This is a genomic window from Sphingobium sp. 15-1, assembly GCF_013375535.1.
Lineage (GTDB): Bacteria > Pseudomonadota > Alphaproteobacteria > Sphingomonadales > Sphingomonadaceae > Sphingobium > Sphingobium aromaticivastans.
In genome coordinates, this window is the sequence record NZ_JABXJG010000001.1 from 2813216 (window position 1) to 2832580 (window position 19365).

The 19365-nt window shown below is 65.9% G+C and carries 17 protein-coding genes; 10 read left to right on the plus strand and 7 right to left on the minus strand.

The features are described 5' to 3' along the window. Positions 1–25 precede the first annotated feature (25 nt). The gene (locus tag HUK72_RS13400) at positions 26–3064 is read left to right on the plus strand and encodes a TonB-dependent receptor (RefSeq protein ID WP_176597206.1); all 3039 of its coding nucleotides are present in this window, start codon (positions 26–28) and stop codon (positions 3062–3064) included. Between the two features lie 5 nt (positions 3065–3069). Then, positions 3070–5472, plus strand: a complete 2403-nt coding sequence (locus tag HUK72_RS13405; RefSeq protein WP_176597207.1) for a S9 family peptidase — start codon at positions 3070–3072, stop codon at positions 5470–5472. Here the strand turns inward: HUK72_RS13405 and HUK72_RS13410 are convergent. The 4 genes from HUK72_RS13410 to HUK72_RS13425 form a co-directional block, all read right to left on the minus strand. Continuing rightward, complete coding sequence (locus tag HUK72_RS13410) at positions 5381–7162, minus strand: asparagine synthase C-terminal domain-containing protein (RefSeq protein WP_176597208.1); 1782 nt, start codon at positions 7160–7162, stop codon at positions 5381–5383. The genes HUK72_RS13405 and HUK72_RS13410 overlap by 92 nt on opposite strands. Continuing rightward, positions 7159–7749 (minus strand): lasso peptide biosynthesis B2 protein, encoded by a 591-nt coding sequence (locus HUK72_RS13415; RefSeq protein ID WP_176597209.1) that lies wholly within the window; start codon positions 7747–7749, stop codon positions 7159–7161. Before HUK72_RS13415 ends, HUK72_RS13410 begins: the two co-directional genes overlap by 4 nt. A gap of 78 nt (positions 7750–7827) precedes the next feature. Beyond that, positions 7828–7971, minus strand: coding sequence for a hypothetical protein (locus HUK72_RS13420; protein ID WP_176597210.1), 144 nt, complete (start codon positions 7969–7971; stop codon positions 7828–7830). Positions 7972–8073: 102 nt separating this feature from the next. Continuing rightward, on the minus strand, positions 8074–8655 hold the full coding sequence (locus HUK72_RS13425; RefSeq protein WP_255325716.1) for a GntR family transcriptional regulator: 582 nt from the start codon (positions 8653–8655) through the stop codon (positions 8074–8076). A gap of 394 nt (positions 8656–9049) precedes the next feature. On the opposite strand from HUK72_RS13425, the gene HUK72_RS13430 reads away from it, so the two are divergent. Beyond that, entirely contained in the window at positions 9050–9460 is a 411-nt protein-coding gene (locus tag HUK72_RS13430; protein WP_369805958.1) for an XRE family transcriptional regulator, read from the plus strand. A 7-nt stretch (positions 9461–9467) separates the two neighbouring features. Here the strand turns inward: HUK72_RS13430 and HUK72_RS13435 are convergent, their stop codons facing one another. Continuing rightward, a complete protein-coding gene (locus HUK72_RS13435) occupies positions 9468–10094 on the minus strand; it encodes a DNA -binding domain-containing protein (protein WP_176597213.1) in 627 nt (208 codons plus the stop codon). Continuing rightward, entirely contained in the window at positions 10030–10272 is a 243-nt protein-coding gene (locus HUK72_RS27640) for a transcriptional regulator domain-containing protein (RefSeq protein ID WP_369805993.1), read from the minus strand. The genes HUK72_RS13435 and HUK72_RS27640 overlap by 65 nt, the downstream gene beginning before the upstream one ends. A 783-nt stretch (positions 10273–11055) precedes the next feature. On the opposite strand from HUK72_RS27640, the gene HUK72_RS13440 reads away from it, so the two are divergent. From HUK72_RS13440 to HUK72_RS13460, 5 genes are all read left to right on the plus strand, one after another. Further along, positions 11056–11850 carry an ArdC family protein gene (locus HUK72_RS13440; protein ID WP_176597214.1) on the plus strand — a complete coding sequence of 265 codons (795 nt, stop codon included), beginning with the start codon at positions 11056–11058 and terminating at the stop codon, positions 11848–11850. 152 nt (positions 11851–12002) lie between these two features. Next, on the plus strand, positions 12003–13352 hold the full coding sequence (locus tag HUK72_RS13445; protein ID WP_176596485.1) for a site-specific integrase: 1350 nt from the start codon (positions 12003–12005) through the stop codon (positions 13350–13352). Beyond that, positions 13349–15136, plus strand: a complete 1788-nt coding sequence (locus HUK72_RS13450) for a hypothetical protein (RefSeq protein ID WP_176596486.1) — start codon at positions 13349–13351, stop codon at positions 15134–15136. Before HUK72_RS13445 ends, HUK72_RS13450 begins: the two co-directional genes overlap by 4 nt. Further along, the gene (locus HUK72_RS13455) at positions 15133–17295 is read left to right on the plus strand and encodes an integrase (protein ID WP_176596487.1); all 2163 of its coding nucleotides are present in this window, start codon (positions 15133–15135) and stop codon (positions 17293–17295) included. The genes HUK72_RS13450 and HUK72_RS13455 overlap by 4 nt, the downstream gene beginning before the upstream one ends. 169 nt (positions 17296–17464) lie before the next feature. Then, the gene (locus tag HUK72_RS13460) at positions 17465–18328 is read left to right on the plus strand and encodes an ArdC family protein (RefSeq protein WP_176596488.1); all 864 of its coding nucleotides are present in this window, start codon (positions 17465–17467) and stop codon (positions 18326–18328) included. A gap of 84 nt (positions 18329–18412) precedes the next feature. Here HUK72_RS13460 and HUK72_RS27260 read toward each other — a convergent pair whose 3' ends face one another. Beyond that, a complete protein-coding gene (locus HUK72_RS27260; protein WP_255325652.1) occupies positions 18413–18544 on the minus strand; it encodes a hypothetical protein in 132 nt (43 codons plus the stop codon). A 109-nt stretch (positions 18545–18653) separates the two neighbouring features. Here HUK72_RS27260 and HUK72_RS13465 point away from each other — a divergent pair, with 109 nt between their 5' ends. Next, on the plus strand, positions 18654–18905 hold the full coding sequence (locus tag HUK72_RS13465; protein WP_176597215.1) for a zincin-like metallopeptidase domain-containing protein: 252 nt from the start codon (positions 18654–18656) through the stop codon (positions 18903–18905). Next, positions 18902–19333, plus strand: coding sequence for a DUF2958 domain-containing protein (locus HUK72_RS13470; RefSeq protein ID WP_176597216.1), 432 nt, complete (start codon positions 18902–18904; stop codon positions 19331–19333). Before HUK72_RS13465 ends, HUK72_RS13470 begins: the two co-directional genes overlap by 4 nt. Positions 19334–19365: the final 32 nt, after the last annotated feature.

Below are 19365 nucleotides of genomic sequence, written 5' to 3' on the forward strand. Positions count from 1 at the left end.
GGCTCTACGAAATATCCTTCGGCACATGGCGACATCTGCCGCGATGCTTGTTCTGGCGGGATCAGGCACGACTGGAGAAGCGCTGGCGCAGATCACAATGCCGCAGGACTTCGCGTTGGACATCCCCGCCGGCTCGTTGCAGTCGGCCCTGACAATCTTTGGCCGCCAGACCGGATTGCAACTCATCTATGCCCCGGAGGCCGTTTCCGGGCGGCAGGTCGAGCGCCTGCGCGGGCGGTTCACGCCCCGTGACGCTCTGCAGAGGTTGATCTCCGGAACTGGCCTTCGCATTCGCGCGGTCGGTGCGAAAGTGATCGTGCTCGAAGGGCCTTCCTCCTCCCATGTGGGGGGAGAGGCGCGGCCGTCCAATGTCGTTCCCGGAACGGCCGAGGCGCGGCGGCCATCGCCGGCATCGGACGGCGCGGATGGGGCAGGCCGCCCGGCCAGCTTGCCCGAAATCATCGTGACCGGCTCCAACATCCGCGGACAGGCGCCGGTAGGCTCGAGCGTCAGGACGATCAGCCGCGCGCAGATGGAGGAAAATGGCTATCGCTCGGTCGCCCAGGCGCTCCAGGCGCTGCCCGGCAATTTCGGCGGGGTCGCCAATGAACAGGCTTCGCTTTCCTTCGTCGACCGCACCGGCACCAACGCCACCCTCTCGAGCGGCGTCAATCTGCGCGGGCTGGGCGCGGCTGCCACCCTCGTGCTCGTCAATGGGCGGCGTCTGGCGGGGGCCGGTAATCTCGGGGACTTTGCCGATGTGTCCAACATACCGATGAGCGTGGTCGACCGCATCGAGGTGCTGATGGACGGCGCCTCGGCCATCTACGGATCGGACGCCGTGGGAGGGGTGGTCAACATCATCATGAAGGACCGGTTCGAGGGTCTCGAAAGCGGAGCGCGCTTCGGGACGGTGACAAAGGGCGGCATGCACGAATTCCAGGCCTATCAGACCGTGGGGACCGAGTGGGGCACCGGCGGCGCGCTCCTCTCCTACGAATATTATGACCGCCGGCCGCTGATGGCGCGGGACCGGCGCTTTTCCCGCACTGCCGACTCCCGCCCGTTGGGTGGCACGGACCACCGCAATATCTACAGCCTGCCCGGGAACATCCTAGGCTTCGATCCCGTGACAGGCGGGCTGGGCGCGCTCTATGCGATACCGGGGGGCCAGAACGGAACGGCGCTTGGGCCCGAGGATTTCCTCGCCGGAGAGGCCAATGCCGGGGATCCGCTCGCAGGCGCTCAGCTCATCCCTGCTCAGACCCGACACAGCATCTATGCGGCAGCGAACCAGGATCTGGGCGGCGGCATCCACCTGTCGCTCGAGGGCCGCTTCACCCGGCGCGATTTCGAAGCGCTGGGCGGCGGCTACATCACCATCCTCACCGTGACCCCGAACAATCCCTGGTTTGTCTCGCCGACCGGGCAATCGGCCGATCTTATCGGCTATGATTTCGGGACGGAGATCGGTGCGAGCCGCGACGGCGGCTGGTCTCAGTCCCTCGGCCTGACGGGCGCTCTCGACATCGATCTTGGCGGCGACTGGAAACTGGCGACCTATGCCGCCTATGCGCGCTCGAAGGAACGGCATCTGACCGACCAGATCGCGAACGAGGCGCTGCTCGCCGAGGCCCTGGGCACGATCGGTGACGATCCCGCGACGGCCTATAGCCCGTCGCGCGATGGCTATTTCAACCCTTATGGCGATGGGTCGGCCAATTCGCCAGCCGTCCTGGCGGCGGTCGGAAGCGGCTTCCTCGATGCGCGCAACGTCATGCATGTCGCGACCGGCAATCTGCAGGCGGATGGTACCCTCACCGATCTTCCCGCCGGCCCGCTGGGGATTGCCCTGGGCGCCAATGTCCGGCGCGAGCTTTTCCGGAGCGACTATACTTCCTTCTACGCCACCGGCACGCCTTCGGTAGATGACCCCATCCGCCATGCCCGGACCATCTTCGCCGCCTTTGCCGAGGCGCGCATCCCGATATTTGGCGAGCAAAATGCGCGGCCGGGTTTGCGCCGTCTCGACCTGTCGATCGCCGGACGCATCGAGCGCTATCCCGATTTCGGAACGACGGCCAATCCCAAATTCGGCTTGAACTGGTCGCCTTTGAAGGGACTGGCGATCCGGGGAACCTATGGCACGTCGTTCCGGGCGCCGAACCTCGCGCAACTGCGCGACCGGGTGAGCACCGTCTTCACGAATCTGGTGAACGCGCGCGGCGCGGCCGTTCCCATCCTCTTTCTGGGCGGCGGGAACCCCGATCTCGAGCCGGAACGCGCACGAAGCTGGACGGTCGGCGCGGACCTCGAGCCGTCGGCCGTGCCGGGGCTGCGCATCAACGGCACGCTGTTCCGGACCATTTTCGATCGACGGATCGACCGGCCAGCGGCGCGCGACCTGCGCAATGCGCTGATCAATCCCGATCTCGCGCCGTTCGTGCGCCATGTTTCGCCCACCACGAACACGGCCGACCGCGATTATGTCCTTGCGCTGGTCGAGCGGTTCGGCGGCGCCGGAACGACCTTCCCGGTGGACCGTATCGCGGCTGTCGTCGACGCGCGCTATGTCAACACCGCCTCGACCGATGTGCGGGGGCTGGACATGGCGATCGGCTATACGGCGCGCCACGGGCGGAACAGTTTCTCGATCGACGCCAATGCGAGCTATCTTCTCGCCTGGCGCCAGCGGACCACGCCGACATCTGTCCGCATCGACCAGCGCAATCTTTCCGGACAACCCGTTGATTTCCGGGGTCGATTGAGCGCATCCTGGCGCCGCGACGCTTTCGACGCGCTTGTCGGCGTGAATTATGTCGATCATTATCGCAGCGCGGTCACCGGCATCCCCATCCATAGCTGGACCACGGTTGACGCGCGCCTCGCCTGGACGGCGCCCAGCGACAGTTCGGTAAAGGGGCTGACCGTCGCACTGGCGGCGCAGAATCTCTTCGACCGGGACCCGCCCTTCTATGATTCCTCCTCGGGTGTCGGCTATGACGCGGCGAATAGCGACGCGACCGGCCGGTTCGTCTCCCTCCAGATCACCAAGCGCTGGTAATCGCGATGAGCCGTTGGCGGACTTTTTGGGCCGCTGCCCTGCTCATCCTGAGCGGGGCGGCCTGGGCCAGGACCTATACGGTCGACGATCTCTTGCGGACCGAGGATTTCGGCGCGCTGGTCTTCGACCCTCAGGACCGCTGGCTGGTCTTCGAGCGGCGGGAATCCTTCCTCGACATGGGTCGGTTCGATATGCTGGCACGTGCCGTCGTCCTGCGGTCGCGGCTTTACCGCGTCGATCTGCGGGTGCCATTTCGAGCCACGCCGCTGCTGCCGGATGCGCAGCCCGGCACGATCCTCTACGGCTTCTCCTCAGGCGGCACGCATCTCGCCATTGGCCGCCTCATGGGCGACCGCTGGCAGCTCGGTGTCGTGACGATGGCCACAGGAGCGGTGCGCTGGTTCGATCTTTCGCCCGACTATAACCCCTTTCACGTCACACTGCGCTGGATATCGGACGAACGGCTGGCGGTGATCGCCGATCCAGCCGGCCAGCGCCCCTGGTGGCTGCGCATCGACAGTCTGCCCGCCGACCGCCTTCCGGCGCGCTGGGCGGCGACACGATCGGGGGCCTCCGCGGCCGTCACCACGGTCGGCAGCGGGCGCTTCAGGGGGGCAGGGGACAGGCTGCCCGACAATCGGCTGGTGTTGGTGGAGGCATCGACCGGCGCCACGACCGTTCTGGCGACGGGACATTTCCTCGCCATGGCGGTCGCGCCCGATCGGGACCATCTCGCCCTGATCGAACAGGGGGAAGCGACGCCCTTGCCGCAGGATCGTGCCGTGAGTCTGATCGACATGCCGTTCCGCCGGATACTGTCCCTCTACGATCTCCGCGCCCGGGCCGCTTGGCATCCCTGCCCGGATTGCGACGTCCAGGGCATGATCCAATGGTCGGTGGACGGCAGCGGCCTTGCCTTTGTGGCGCGGCGCGGCGGCGAGGACTGGGCGGCGGCGAGCGCTTTTGAACTGAACATCGCCCCGCGTTCGCTTGCCAGGCTTGAGGGGCATGGTGTCGTTCCCGCCATCGCGGAATTCCCCGACGGTTCGGTCAGGATGCCCTTCGCCTGGCGCGGCAAGGATATCCTGCTCTTGGGCCAGTCTGCTTCCGGACCGAACCGGCGGACGGACTGGTACAGGCTGCGGGTCCGGGGCGCGCCACAGCCGCTTACAGCGAACCTCTCCCACGTCGGTACTGATCTCTCCCGGATCGGTCGGTGCGCGGCGGCGATGAGAACGGCCGATGGCCCATGGTGCCTTGACGGCACGAAGCCGCAGCGGATGCAGCAACCCGGCACGGGACTCATCGGCAACATCGCCCATATGCGCGACGTCGCGGGCGCCAGTGGCAGGTCTGACCGGACGGAGCGGGTCGAGATTTCCCCGAGCGGCAAAGCGAAGGCGGTCCAGATCCTTGCTTCCGACGGAACGAAAACCCTGCTTGTGATATCCGCGAGCGGGACCGCGATCGTCGATCGCGTCAATCTCCATTTGCGTGATGTCCAGCCCGCCGATCCCCGGCGGCTCACCTACCGGCTGCCTGGCGGCGGCCTTGCGACGGGATGGCTCTATCTTCCGCCGGGTGCTCCTGCCGGGCGCAGTCATCCGCTCGTCGTCATTCCCTATCCGGGGCAGAGCTATGGCAAGGAGCCGCCCGACGGGCAGGGACCGGCCAGCGCGCGCTTTCACGCCAATGCGCAGATATTGGCGGGCGGCGGTTATGCGGTGCTGCTTCCAAGCCTGCCGTCGGGCGCCGCCGCTTCGGACAAGGGGTCGGGATTTGTCGAGGAAGTGGACCTGGCCGTGGACGCGGCGATCAAGACCGGAACCGTCGATCCGCGTCGCATCGCGCTTTGGGGGCACAGCTATGGTGGCTATGCGGCGGCGGCGATCGCTTCGCGTTCATGCCGCTATGCTTCCATCATCGCCTCGGCGGGGGTCTATGATCTTGGCGCGGTTCCCGGCATTTTCGGGCCGACGCTTCGCCTGGCGCCCGAACTGGCCCTGCCTATCGGATCGCAATTCGCCTGGGCCGAAACCGGTCAGGCCCGATTGGGCGTGCCGCCCTGGATCGATCCGGCCGCTTATGTGGCGGCCAGTCCCTTCTATCGTGCCGGCCATATCGCCACGCCGATGTTGATCGTCGCGGCGGACCGCGATCCATCCCCGATGCAGCAGGCCGAACAGCTTTTCTCGGCCCTCTACCGCCAGAACAAGGATGCCCAGTTGCTGACCTATTGGGGCGAGGGGCATGTCATCGGCAGTCCCGCCAATGTGCGCGATCTCTACGCCCGGGTCTTCGCCTGGCTTGATGACACTATGAACCGGCCGCGAGCGGGGCCTTGCGCCCCGCGCGGATCGCCTCCACCCGGCCTTGCCAGACGCGCGCCCAATGCTCCATCAGGATGACCGAGCGCAGCTTCGCATAGCAGTCGAAGCGCATGAGGAAATCCTCGTCCAGCATCGGCTCGAGGCGCTTGCCGTCGAGGACGCCGTTTCGAACGAGCAAACCGTCGAGCAGAAACGCGCGCAGGAAGGGGACGCTCGCGCAAAGGCAACGGCCGAAATATTGGGCCAATACCCCCTTGCCCATGCGCTCGACGACGCTCGCCGGAAGCCGCCCGGCAAAGGCCTGGCGCGCCAGCGCGCGGTCTCTTCGGCCCAGGGTCAGCCGATAGGCATCCGCGGCGATCGTCCACTCCACCAGCGGTTGGGAGAGCAGGGGATGGATCACCGTCAGCGACCGGCTTCGCCATGACGGACCGATCACACTGCGGTCCGTCGCGATCGCCGTGATCTGCACCCGCTTGGCCGGCGGAAGAGAATTGAGCTCGCCTGCCCATTGCGATGCAGGCGCAGGGGTGTCGACATGGATCGGAAGGCCGGCGAGCGCCTCGTCGGCCAGCCCGGCGGTCCTGTGCGGGATCGGGAAGTGGAAAGCGTGACGGGCCACGGTCCAGACCGATTCCCTGCTCCATTTGGCCAATGCCGCATGGGCCTGGATGTCGAAGCGCGGAAAGCTTGGATCGCCCGCGATGAGAGGCGTCGGATGCTGGAAGAAGAGCGCATCGCCGCCGTGCCCCGTGAACAGCGCCGTGGCGCCACGATCCAGCGCGATCTTCGTCAGCGCCCGCTCGTGAAAGAGCGACGCGCTGCTAAGGCCTGGCCGCGCATCGACGGGAAGACCCTCCAGATCCTCTTGCCCAAGCCGTCCGACCGGCATGAAGACCTCGTCCAGCTTTATGCCGGTCTGCGCGCTGATGTCGCGCGCGAACCGCCGTTCATCGCCCGAAAGCTGGCCGGTGAAGAAATTGATTCCCCATCTTATGCCGGCGCCACCGTTCGTCCCTGCGGCCGCCACCACCGCCGAATCGAGGCCGCCCGAGATTTCCAGCATGGTCTGCGCATAGGTTCCGGTCCATGCCTGAACGCAGCGCTGTACGGTTTCGCGCAATTGCGCCGCGTCGGCTTTTCCTGCCTGTTTCCGGTCATAGAAGATGGAAGGCTGCCAGAGCCGTCGCGCTGCCATCTTGCCGCGCCGGATGTCGAGAACCGATCCGGCGGGGATCGTCCCGACGCCCGTCAAGGCTGTCGCCTCTGCCAGCGTGGCCGAATCGACCAGCAATTGTGCGGTCCGTCGCCAATCGATGGCGAGCCCGGAGGGCGCGCAGATCTCCAGCCAGGGCATCACATTCGAAGCGGCGATGCTCAGGCCCTCCTCCTGCCAGATCAGGCCATCGAGCATGCCTATTGGATCGCGGAACAGTGACATCTCGCCATCGCGCCCCAGGCGCACCGCGAGATAGGCGCCCCAATGGTCGCGGATAAGGCGGTCGCACAGGTCCGGGAAAGCAGTGCCCACTTCCGACAGGCCACTGTTTCCGCTGTCCGGACGGCGCGCAAAGAGGTTCCCGATGATGAAGGTTGAAGCCTCCTCGGGACCGATCGTCTTTGCAAAGCTGTCGCCGCCGATCGCTATGAAGCGGCCGGGCCGGTCGATAAGCCGGCGCCAGTTGGAGCAGAGCGGCCGCAAATGGCGCACCAGCGCTTCCGCCCTTGCATCGCCTTCCTTCCAAGACAGGATCAGATAGGGTGTCATGGGCGCTGCGGCGAAACCGTCCAGATGATGGCATAATCCTCGATGCAGTGCCGCAGCTCGTTGAGCAGAAGGTCGCCCGACGCCACCCAGCAATGAGCGCGAAAGGGGAAGAGCTGTACACCGAAGATCCAGTCGGCGCGGAGGCCATGGGCATCGAGGAAATGAAGCAGGGCATAGGAGCCAAACAGGCATTTGGGTGTGAACGGCGTGAAGGAAAGCAGATAGCGGAACAGGTTGGACGCCTGTTCGGGTGTGATCGGCTGTGGTCTGTCCCTTGCCTCGAACCGCTGCACGCGCGTCGCCAGTTCCGCCACCGATCGGCCGGGGAATCCGATGGCGGCCCTGATGAGGGCGGCAAGGAAACGCATGAGATGGGCGAGGGTCGGGCGCGGAAAATTTGAGGGTTGAAGGTCCGTCCAGCGGGACGTCAGCATCGGCCGCGTCGGGTCCGGGTCAGCGCCGCTGGCTAAAGCCATGCGCTGGGCATAAGCGGCGACTGGCTCTTCGGGATCGTAGCGGCAGGCATAATCATCATGCTCAAGGTCGAGGAAGACGATTCCATCGCCCGATCTTACGGCCAGACCCATATTTCTTTCCAAGGATAGGACCTCCTGTCAGGAGCGGGGACGCGGCATCTATCGCTGTCGCGTCCCCGTCTTTCGATATCAGCCGCCGAAGCGCTGCGTTTTGTCGCCGACCAGTTCCGGGGCGATTTCATTCATCGATGCCCGCGTCTGGTGCCGCGCTTTGCCGAGTTTCACGAGGGACCGGCCGGGTCCACGGCCGGATTTGACATCCTGGATATGCATGACTGACTCCTGGTTTGAAGCGACGTCGTTCGTCGCAGGCTCATTAAGGCATGGCTGGGCCAGAAGACGAAGTCATATTGTAGAATATATTGTTGAACTTCTTCATCGATCCGAAGAAATCGTCCAGATATCTCTTGATTCCTTCTGGCATGTCTCGTGATATTTGCTGATGATGCTGCGCGCTTTTCTGACTTCTCCTTTGTTCAGGGTGTCAGCGATATTCCACTTCAGACCCGTGACTGAGAAATGGATTTCCTCCGCCTTGCGAAACAGGGCGAGCCTTCCGGAGAGATAAAGCTGCATTCCTACAAGCGCGGCGTCCCCGCTCTGTTTCGCGATCGCGGCGAAAAGCTGCCATCGATTGCGCGGGCGATTCGGCAGAAGCCTGCCCTCCGCGCAGCGCTGGAGGGCAAGGTCGACGATGAGGCCGTGCGCGGCGTAAAGCTGGTGCAATGTCGCGCTGGTCATCGGCGCGATGAAAAACCCCCTGTTATGGCGTTCCACCAATATGTCCCGGCCTACCAGGTGGCAAAGCGCTTCGCGCACGGGAATGGCGCTGCTTCCCAGATCGCGGGCGATTACCCCTGGGATGATCCTCTCTCCGGGGCGATATCTGCCATTTTCGATTCGGCGCATGATCTTGCGCGCTATTTCGGGACCTGACGATCTTGTACCGTGCTTCATTCCATCCCTCGAGAAGAACTTGACTGCTCATGAGGCGAACGGCTTTGACGGCTTTTGTCGAGCCGGGGTCCGCTATTTCATGGGCGCGCAGTGGGCGGCTGGACCGATTTACGCGTTCGGCTCGCAAGGCCTTGCGGCCAATCCGCAATTTCCCTGCATGTTTTTACGAATGCGATTGCGGTGTCGGGCCGCGACGGGAGAGGAGATAGGTGGGTAGGGCCGATTCCCGTTTCGAATCGGAATTCAATTTGTCATAAATCTGCCATGGAGAGGCCGTTCGCTCGCAAAGGGTGCAAGAATGCTGCTTTCGTCCATCGACTGTCCAGGCGGCCGCGATGTCCTCGCCCAGGTAACGCGCGGCATCAGGCGCAAACGAGATCTTAAAACAAGCCAAGTGGCCGAGCGTATGGGCCTGCCGCTGCGGACCTATGAACTGTTCGAGGCGGGCGGCGGGCGTCTCAGCCTCGACCGGATCAGGAAATTTGCCGAGGCGACGGACAGCGACCCCTTCGCGATCATCCTGTCGGTTGCCTTCGAGGATGCCGGGTTCGCCATCGCCTGTGCCGATACCAAGATGGCGCTTATTCTCGCCATGCATCTGCAGGGCTTTTACGAGGATCGGGGAGCGGACATTGCCTTCCTCGAGCCGCCCAACATCATCGGCGCGTTCGAGCGCATCTTCAAGGAACTGGGGGCGAAACTCGACGATAATGAAGCCTTTTTGCGCCGCTGGTTCGACGGCCGGACTGGGTCTATCAGCCTGGGTTCGCTTTCGGTGCGCGGGGTCCGCCGGCGCAAGGCCTGATGCGCGTTCAGCCGACCAGATCGAGATAGCCCCCCGCGGCCAATTGCCTGGCTTTGGTCATTAATCGCCTTGTGGCCATGCGGAGATAGTCGGAAGCATGGGCCCAGTCGGCATCGACTTTCTGTGTGCCGTATAGTTCGCTTGCCACGGCGCGCACCCGCCTATGATCCGCCAGCGCATTGAGCGTTCGCAGGATCAGGTCGCTCCGGACCGCGTTGCGCGGCTTGCCCAGGAGTGCATGCGGAACTCGTCCGAGCCGCAGCAGCGCGTCGAACTGGCGCAAGGCGAGCAGGCGGCGCTGGAGCAATCTTCGTCCGCCCATGCGAAAATCGAGCATGACGGGACCAGCGAGCAATGTTCCCGCTTCGATGCAGAGCCTGATCGTCAGTCGACCGCAACGGATAGCGAGTTCTTCTCCGGCGGCATCCTTGAGGATCGATGCCGGCATTTTCAGCCTCCCGATATCGAAGGCGTCGGGATGTCCACTCGGGCAGGGCCGCGCCGCGGCGCGGATTGTCATCGGATCGCGGTCGGCGTGCCAGAACAGGCGGGCATTGTCCGCCGGCCGTTCAGGGTCTTCGGCGAAAACGCAGCCCCCATCGGTCGGGCATGTCTGCCGGACGGACCAGTTCAATCAGAGCTGACTGGCCGATCCGTTCCACCGTCGCGGGAGTCGCGCGATAGTCGGCCCGTCGGCGCACGATCTCCCAGGCAAAGGCGCGCGGGTCGCAAAGAGCGCCCGAGTCGGGATGGGATCGCCGGATCAACGCAGGATATGGCGGCATCACTTGCATCAACATCGTCCCTTTCATGTGGAAGGAATGATGTTCAGCGATGATGTGGACGATCCCGCACAAGACGGCCGATCATCATGCGTCAGGACGCATTTTTATCCTTGATTCGCAATGCCTTTGCGGCATTCCGCAAGATGCTCCGCCGGGTAACTCAATATTGTGGGATATATTCGCGGATTCGCGGGAGCACGATAGAAGGGCCATGTCGGGGATAAGGGGGCGGGCGTTGGAACTTCCTGCAGAGGGAGCCCGCTGCTTTGCGACATGCCCGTGCGCCGATTGCCCCCGGCTGTCGGCATCCCGCTATCTCGCGGCACCCGCATGGGCTGACTAACCCCGCCCGTTGTTCCTGACAAGGTGCGCGAGAGTGACGAGAGGGCATTGGCGATCGCGCCAGAGAGCCTTTCGCTTCGTGAGCGGCTTGGCTTTCTCGCACCGGACGCATCCTTCTGACCCGTTCTGCCGTGCCACTGCCGGCACAGCATGGCCTGAAGGCGGGACACGCGTCCCGCTCGACAGACGCTTCACCGGGGCGCATGCGCCCGGGCCAGTTGCCCGGCGCGCCTTCGTCGCGCCGGCGTCGTTGGTGGGCAACCCCTTGGGCGCGGAGGGTGGTCGGCGCGCCCTGATAGGCCCGCGGCGCCGGCCGGCAAGCCTCGCTGCGCTTCGGCTGCTCCACTTCGTTCCGCCCCCTTGGGTGCCGCCCCGCGCCCTTGCGGGCCTGTCCGGTCGCTCCTGCCGCCCACCCCCCACGCCCGGCGGGTTTGCGGTCGGTTTTTGGGCAGCATCAGGAGGCCAGCCATGGCCATTTCCGGCACGCGCCGCGCGCGGGGGGAGGGACGCAACAAGGCGGCGCGCTCCCGCCTCAATCTCTATGACGAGGTGACTACCAAGATCATCGCGCAACTCGACGCGGGCCGCTTTCCTTGGGTGCAACCGTGGGACAGCAGCGCCTGCGCCGGTCCCGGCCTGCCGAGGAACGCGCTCACCGCCCGACGATATTCCGGTATCAATGTGCTGCTTTTATGGAGCGCGGCCATCGCGGGCGGCTATCCCACGCAATGCTGGCTGACCTTCCGGCAGGCGCTCGAGGCAGGCGGCAACGTCCGCAAGGGCGAACAGGGCGTGGCCGTTGTCTATGCCGACCGCTTCACTCCCGAAACCGAGCGGGAACGCGCGCGCGAAACGGGCGAGCATGCCAAGGCCGTTCCCTTCCTCAAGCGCTTCACGCTCTTCAATATCGCGCAATGCGAAGGGCTGCGCGAGGGACTCGCAGGTGATCCCGCGCCGCCGCCCGAACGCGAGATCGTCCCGCGCGCCGAGGCCCTTATCGCCGCGAGCGGGGCGGACTTCCGCATCGGCGGGGACAAGGCCTATTATTCGCCCTCCGGCGACTATGTGCAGGTGCCGCCGCAAACCGCGTTCCGCGACCAGATCAACTTTTATCGCACCGCCTTTCATGAGCTTTCCCATCATGCCGGCGCAGCCCACCGGCTGAACCGCGATCTTTCCGGTCCGTTCGGCTCGAAATCCTACGCACGCGAAGAACTGGTGGCGTTATCTGGACAGTCTGCGCCGGATGCAACCGTGCGGTAAAATCCGCAATGTACATCGACGGCGGGCAGTTATCTGGCTGGCCGTAGCGCTGACCCAAGAGCTGGCGGAGGCCAGCCTGATGACTGCCGAGTCAACCACGCATGGGCCGGTCCACCTTCCGGGAGGGGGGGCAGGGGGAGGGTTTCACGTCGGTGTCTGTCATCGTCGTTTCCGAGGGGCGGGAGATCTCTGGCCTCGATGCGCATGTGCCGCGGATCCTTCGAGATGGCGCGCTCTATGACGCTGACCTCGACCGCTTCTTTCTCGACCTACCGTTGTCGGGTGTCCGTTCGCGCCATTCGCTGCGCGCCTACGCCTATGATGTTGCGGTCTGGCTCCGCTTTCTCGATGCCTGCGGCAAGACGATGTGGACCGCGGAGCGCGATGACGTGACCGCCTATCATCGTGCGCGTCGACGCGACGAAGCCGCCCAGCGGATCAGCGCTGCAAGCTGGAACAGGGCGGTCGCGAGCCTCGATCGTCTCTACCGTTGGGGTGAGCAACAGGGACTGATCGCCGAGGCGCCGTTCAGTCGGCGTGCTGTATGGCGCCCGGCGCATGGCGGCGGTCGCGGCATGATCGCGGCGCGCAACGATGCCTATGAACGTGTCGCCAGGCGATCGGATGTGCGGTTCGTCACGATGGACGACTACCGCATTTTCCGCGAGGTCGGCCTGCGCGGGCTCACCCCTGACGGCACCGAACGCCCCGGCGCTCGCGACCGTAACGGGCTGCGCAACGCACTGTTCGCCGATCTTCTCGTCACCACCGGCCTGCGCCTCGAAGAGGCGTCGGGCTTGCTCACCGCCGAGCTCGCGGCGATCGACCGCGCGGACGGCGATGCCCGACAACTTTGGCTGCCTCTCCCGCCGCCGCTCACCAAGGGCGACCGGGGACGTAGCGTTCTGCTCCCGCGTCGGCTGCTTCGCCAGATCGCCGCCTATGTCGCCGTCGAGCGAGCAGCGGGCGTGGCCAAGTTCGCCGCGCGCGATGGGGCGGCCAGCTTCGAGCGACCGATCCCTGTCCCCCGCGCCGGTCTCGACCGTATGCGCGATGTCTGCACCCCGGAGGAACGATGCCGCCTGATCCTGTGCGACGAGGATGCAACGCCCCGCGAGCCGGCGGCGCTATGGCTGACCGAGGTCGGGCAGCCTGTCCGCCCCAACTCGTGGGAGGTGATCTTCACCCGTGCCTGCAACCGGTGCGAGGAGAACGGCTTCCCGCTGTCGATCAGCCCGCACCAGCTTCGCCACACCTTCGCAGTCCATATGCTCGCCTTGCTGATCCAGCAGCGGCTGCGCGAAGCAGCATTGCCGGCGGGACCGGTGGAGAGCTATCGGCTGATCCTCGGCGACCCGCTGCAACAGGTGCAACGCCTGCTCGGCCACGCCAGCCTCGCCACCACCTATATCTACCTCGACCATATCGCGACCCGCGCCGATACGGTGGACGCAGCCGTTGAGGAACTGCTGGCGTTGCTGCCGGGGCCGCAAAGCGTATGAGCGGTCATCCCCGTAAGGGCCGGCCTGTCGCCTTCGCGCCGATCACGCCGGAGCCGCAGAAGCCCGATCCGGTGCTCGGCCTCAAGTTCACCATCGAGGCCCGGCATGGCGGAACGGTCCAGGTTGATATGGCCGCACTCGATCCTCGCCCGCTCGCTATCGCCTTCGCCGGCGCGCTGCGTCGATCAGCAGCGCTCGGCGGCCCCATCGGTGCGGCCAGCGTCATCAAGCAGTATGTGCAGGTCTATCGTCACTTCTTCGCCTGGCTTGGCGATGGTGCGCCCGAGGTGACCGGCGTCAGCGATCTGCGCGCAGTCCATATCGATGGGTTCGCCTCCGCGCTCGAACAGCGCGGGATGGGCGCGATCCACCGGCACATATCGGTCGGCAAGATCGTCAACACATTGCGCGCGATCGAGGCAGACCGGCCCGATCGGATCGCGCCCGACCTGCATGAGAGGGTGCGCTACACGCTGGCCACATCGGCGGGCCGCTCGACCCCGCGCGATGCTTATAGCCCCTTCGTCGCCCGCGCGTTGCGCGACGCCGCGAGGACCGATGTCGAGGCGATGTTCCGCCGTCTCGGCGCCGACGACCGCACCGATGAGGGCGATCCGGTCATCGCCAGGGCGCGCGCCGATGCCGAAGCGATCATCGCGCGGCAGGGCTTTATCGTTGCAGACCATCCGGCGCTGAAGAGCCTCTATTTCATGCGCATGCGGCGCGGTCTGCCGATCAGCACGCTGGTCGATGACCTCCATGGCCGGCACCATCTGCTCGCGAGCGACCTGCCGGCACTGCTCGTGCTGCTCACGCTCGATACCGGCCTCGAGCCCGAGTGCCTGAAGGCGCTGACCATAGATTGTCTCACCAACCCGCATGCCGGCACGGTGGAGCTGCGCTATCTCAAGCGCCGCGCCCGCGGCGCCGAGCACAAGAGCATGCGCATCCGCGACGGCGGGGGCGGCACGCCTGGCGGTCTTATTCGTCGCCTGATCGAGGTCACGGCGACTACCCGCAAGCATCTGAACGACGATCGTCTTTGGGCTTATCACAACGCTGGCGCCCTGCGGGCAGGTATCCGCCACCCGACGGAACGGATCGATGCCTGGGTAGCTCAGCACGATATTGTCGATGACGACGGCAAGCCCCTCCACCTGCTGCTCTCCCGGCTCCGCAAGACCCACAAGGCGCTATGGTACATCAAGACCGAGGGGCATATGACCCGCTTCGCGGTCGGCCACTCGCGCGAGGTGGCGGCGCGCCACTACGCCGATCTGCCGTCGCTCCGGCCCCTGCACGAGATGGCCGTCGCCGATGCTTTTCGCGCAGCAGTCGCCGCCGCGATACCGACCGTGCTTCCGCCCACCGCCGAGCAGGCGCTGCGCGAAGCACCCGAACAGGCCGCGCCGTTGCTGCCGCCCGATACCGTGGGTCCGTTGCTCGACGGCGAACAGGATGTCTGGCTCGCCGCCTGCGCGGGCTTCCACAACAGTCCCTTCGCCGAGGCCGGATCACCCTGCGCGCAGCCCTTCTGGGGTTGCCTTGATTGTTCCAACGCCGTCATCACCGTGCGCAAGCTCCCCGCGATCCTCGCCTTCCTCGCATTCGTCGAAGAGCAGCGGTTGAGTCTGTCCGCGACCGACTGGGCGGCCAAGTTCGGCCGCGTCCATGCTCGCATCACCGCCCAGGTCGTGCCGGCCTTCTCCGATGCCGTCATTGCCGATGCGCGCCGGCAGATGGAGAGCGAGCGGCTTTATCTGCCGCCGGAGGTCCGCGCATGACCATGCCCGCCCATGCCCAGGCACCGGCCTTCGACGATCGCCCCGTGCTGGCGAGCGCGCCGCTCAAGGAAGGCCATATCCGTGAGGAGCTATCACGCGTCGGCGACCCGAGCTGGGATCTCGGTCCCGCCGTCTTCCGCGAGAACGCCCGGCGCTGCCACGTCACCGTGCATTTCGACGTGCTCGAACATGCCGATGTGCAGGCGGCGATGCGCGCCTATCTCTACGCGCGCCTCAACGTCGATCTTCCGGGCTATCGAACGAAGTTACCACCGGCGAGCATCCGCCAAGTATTCAACCGTGCCCGCCGGTTCCTCGCCTTCGCCCGTGAGCGGCTCGGACGGCTCGACGTTTGCCGTATCGATCAGGCATTGGTCGATGCCTATGCCCGTCATCTTCGTGACGATCCTGCCCGACGACCCGTCATCGTCGGCCACCTCCTCGAAGTGGTTTCCGATCTCTATTACTATCGTGACCACCTCGCTGGCGGAGGCCTTGCATTCGAGCCTTGGGCCGGACAGGCGCCCGCCCGCGTTGCGGGCTACCGCCATGTCCTGGAGAACCGCACGCCGCGCTTCCCGGAAGAGGTCATCGCCGCGCTACTCGCTTGGTCGTTGCGCTATGTCACCATGTTCGCAGACGATATTCTGGCCGCCCGCCGCGAGCTTGCGCGGCTCGAAGCGCGCCGGGATCGCCTTGCCGCCGCCGACGCCGGCCTTCCGGACGCTGATCGCCGGCAACGTCGCCGCACCCGCCTGAAGGCCTATTTCGGTCGCCGACGCCGCGAGGGGCGCGGCGCACCGATCTGGGGCACCGCTCATAACGGCAAGCTGCGCATCGACCCCAACACCGGCGCCGTGACCCCACCGATCAACGCCCATCTCCTGCATCTCCATGCCGGGATCGACGTGCAGGCCGAACCAGGCGCGCATTTCATGCTGACCGGCGGTGAAGCGAGGTTGATCGACGCAGTGGCGGCCGAGCTGGGGGTGGAGGTCGGCGGCATGGACACGCCGATCTCGATCGATCCCGAGAGCGGTCAGCCATGGCGCGCACGTTTCGATGCGAAGACCCTCGCACATGAGGAACGGATGCTCCAGGCGGCCGCCTATATCGTGTGTGCCTACCTGACCGGCATGCGCGACTGCGAGGTGCAGGCGATGCAGCGCGGGTGCCTCTCGATTGTGCGCAGTGAGAATGGCCTGATCGAGCGGCATCGCATCCGGTCGACCATATACAAGCGCCGGGCGGCCATGGGCGAGGCGGCGAGCTGGGTGACGATCGAGCCGGTCGCAGCCGCGATCGCGGTGCTCGAACGCCTGTCGGCACGACCGGCGCGCGCGAGCGGCAGCGATACGCTCTGGCCGGTGCTGCGCACGAGCGCCGTCACCAAGACGCATCTGTCGAGCGAGGTGGTGCGCCAGCTCAACGCTTTCCGCGATCACCTCAACACCGCCTTCGGCAGTCCCGATGCGCCGGTCATCCCACCCGGACCCGATGGCGAGCCGTGGCGCATCACGACGCGGCAGTTTCGGCGCACGATCGCGTGGCACATCGCCAACCGACCGTTCGGCACCATCGCCGGCATGATCCAGTACAAGCATGCGTCCGTCGCCGCGTTCGAGGGCTATGCCGGGACCAGCGCATCGGGGTTCCGCGCCGAGGTCGAGGCGCAGCGCCGGCTCGGTCAGATTGACGACCTGCTGGACTATTTCGACCGGCGGCAGGGCGGCGCATCGCTCGGCGGTCCGGCGGGACCGCGTATCGCGCGGACGCTCGACGATGCCGCCGTCAGACAAGGGCCTTTGCCCGCCATGATCGCCGATCGCGCCCGCCTGCGCGTCATGCTCGCCAGCGTCGCGCGCACCTTCCATGTCGGCCCGCTCGCGGATTGCTTCTTCGATCCCGCGACCGCGCTCTGCCTCAAGCGCGTGACGACCCCCGATCCCGCGCAGCCGCTCACTGCCCTGTGCGAGCCGACCCGCTGTCCCAACGCCTGCATCACCGCTCGCCACAGGCCGGCCTGGGACCGCGCGGCTGCCGATGCCAGGGCGCATTTACGCGAACGGCGCATTTCCGATCTCCAGCGTCAGGCGCTCCAGGGCGAGCTGGATCGTCTGACCGCGGTGATTGCCGGGATCGATCCTCCCGCGCCGTAGACCACCCCGGCTGTTGGCGGAGTCCTGCGCCGGTCGGCGCGCCCGCGCAATGGCTTCGCCGTCCTTCGCTTCGCTGCGGCCCTGACGGGTGCGCGAGCCCCCCTGTGCCCGGCGCGAACAGGCCTCCGCCGCCGGGGATGGTCCCCGGCGCGAGAACGGAGAACAGATCATGTCAGCCTCACCACGTGTCGACATCTACGCTCGCGTCACGCAAGCGATCGTCGATGCCATCGAAGCCGGCACCGGCACTTGGCGCATGCCGTGGCATCATTCCGGCGCCGACGTCACCCGCCCGACCAACATCGCCAGCGGCAAGCCTTATCGCGGCATAAATACGGTCTCGCTCTGGGCCGCCGCCTATGGCAGCGGCTATGCGAGCGGCGTCTGGGGCACTTATCGCCAGTGGCAGGCGCTCGGCGCGCAGGTCCGCAAGGGCGAGCACGCCAGCCTCGGCGTCCTCTGGAAGGAGTTTCGCGCGAAGAGCGACGACGCCGGCGACGATGACGAACACCGACGGCTTTTCGCCAAGGTGTTCAGCCTGTTCAACGCCGACCAGGTCGATGGCTATGCGCCCGAACCGGGGCCGGATCTGCCCGAGAGCGAACGCCTCGCCGCCGCCGAAGCCTTCATCGCCGCCCTCGGCATCGATACCGTCTACGGCTCGGCCAGCGCCTATTATCATATCGCCGAAGACCACATCCACATGCCGGATTTCAGCGCCTTCCACGATGCCCACGGCTTCTACGCCACCCATATTCATGAGGCAGCCCACGCCAGTGGCGCAGCCCATCGGCTCGACCGGGATTTCAGCGCCAAGTGGACCAGGCACGCGCTCGCCATGGAGGAAGCGACCGCCGAGTTGACCGCATCGTTCCTGCTCGCCGATCTCGGGATCGCGCACGAACCGCGACCCGATCACGCGGCCTATATCGCTTCCTGGCTGCAACTGCTCAAGGACGAGCCCCGGGCGATCTTCACCGCGGCGAGCAAGGCGCAAGCGGCAGCCGACTGGATGCACGCCCAGCAGCCATGATCCAGCAGCGACCAAGGCTGAGCGGCCGATCCCTCGCGGGCTCGGCCGCTTCGTCGCGCATGCCGATGCGCGGGCTTCGCCCGCTCACCAGCGGACGCCGCTGGCGCGGCGGCGCTGATTTCTTTGGCCTCCCTCGATGCGGGTCTGGTCGGCGCTCCCTGCTAGGCCCGCCACGGCGCGCCGCAAGCCCGGCTTCGCCGAACTGCTCCATTTCATTTCGCCCCTCCGGGTGCGGCCCGCCGCTTGCGCGGGCCTCTCCGGTCGTTCTCGCCGCCAACCCCGCCTCGGGGGAGCCATGGGGTTTTGGGCAGTGCTGGAGGCACCGATGGTTTTTACCTTCCAACCGCCATTTTTGGCTGGACTGTCAGGATATGTAGCGGAAATCTCCGCCGCCTTCCTCTGCGCGGCGCTGGGGATCGTGCCCACCGTCCGGCACGCCGATTATGTCGGCGCGTGGCTGGCCGTGCTGCGCGAGGATAATCGCGCCATCTTCCGCGCCGCCAGTCAGGCGAGCAAGGCCGCCGACTATATCCTCGCCTTCGAAGCGGCTGACGATCAGGGGAGGCAGGCAGCATGATCCTGCTCCCCGATGACCTTCGCGCGCGCCTGCTGGCGAACGGCGAAAACCGTGGCCCCGACCATGTACCGGTCCTCAAACTGTTCAACCCCATTGGCGCGGCGACGTGGCTGGCTTCGGAACTTCATGAGGATGGCGATACATTGTTCGGGTTGGCCGACCTTGGTTTCGGCTGCCCGGAAATGGGCGCGTTCAGCCTGAGCGAAATCGCCAGAGTCCGTCTTCCCTTTGGGCTGCGGATCGAACGCGACCTCGCATTTACCGCCCGCTTCGGCATCACCGTCTATGCCGACGCCGCGCGCCTTGCGGGTCGTATTACCGAGGACGAACGCTGGCTGGCGATGGCGGCGCGGGCACGCGCGCTTTCGCGCGATCCGGACCGCAATGACCCCACCGACGACGAGATTCCGCGCAACCCGCACGGATGAGCCGCGCGGACTCTTCTTTCCGCGCCTATCCG

Bases quoted from the DNA above. Each gene is read 5' to 3' on its own strand.
- HUK72_RS13450 (WP_176596486.1), top strand. From the start codon at position 13,349: ATGAGCGGTCATCCCCGTAAGGGCCGGCCTGTCGCCTTCGCGCCGATC.
- HUK72_RS27640 (WP_369805993.1), bottom strand. From the start codon at position 10,272: ATGAAAGGGACGATGTTGATGCAAGTGATGCCGCCATATCCTGCGTTG.
- HUK72_RS13400 (WP_176597206.1), top strand. From the start codon at position 26: ATGGCGACATCTGCCGCGATGCTTGTTCTGGCGGGATCAGGCACGACT.
- HUK72_RS13420 (WP_176597210.1), bottom strand. From the start codon at position 7,971: ATGCATATCCAGGATGTCAAATCCGGCCGTGGACCCGGCCGGTCCCTC.
- HUK72_RS13405 (WP_176597207.1), top strand. From the start codon at position 3,070: ATGAGCCGTTGGCGGACTTTTTGGGCCGCTGCCCTGCTCATCCTGAGC.
- HUK72_RS13440 (WP_176597214.1), top strand. From the start codon at position 11,056: ATGGCCATTTCCGGCACGCGCCGCGCGCGGGGGGAGGGACGCAACAAG.
- HUK72_RS13460 (WP_176596488.1), top strand. From the start codon at position 17,465: ATGTCAGCCTCACCACGTGTCGACATCTACGCTCGCGTCACGCAAGCG.
- HUK72_RS27260 (WP_255325652.1), bottom strand. From the start codon at position 18,544: ATGAAATGGAGCAGTTCGGCGAAGCCGGGCTTGCGGCGCGCCGTGGCG.
- HUK72_RS13465 (WP_176597215.1), top strand. From the start codon at position 18,654: ATGGTTTTTACCTTCCAACCGCCATTTTTGGCTGGACTGTCAGGATAT.
- HUK72_RS13415 (WP_176597209.1), bottom strand. From the start codon at position 7,749: ATGGGTCTGGCCGTAAGATCGGGCGATGGAATCGTCTTCCTCGACCTT.
- HUK72_RS13470 (WP_176597216.1), top strand. From the start codon at position 18,902: ATGATCCTGCTCCCCGATGACCTTCGCGCGCGCCTGCTGGCGAACGGC.
- HUK72_RS13410 (WP_176597208.1), bottom strand. From the start codon at position 7,162: ATGACACCCTATCTGATCCTGTCTTGGAAGGAAGGCGATGCAAGGGCG.
- HUK72_RS13425 (WP_255325716.1), bottom strand. From the start codon at position 8,655: ATGAAGCACGGTACAAGATCGTCAGGTCCCGAAATAGCGCGCAAGATC.
- HUK72_RS13455 (WP_176596487.1), top strand. From the start codon at position 15,133: ATGACCATGCCCGCCCATGCCCAGGCACCGGCCTTCGACGATCGCCCC.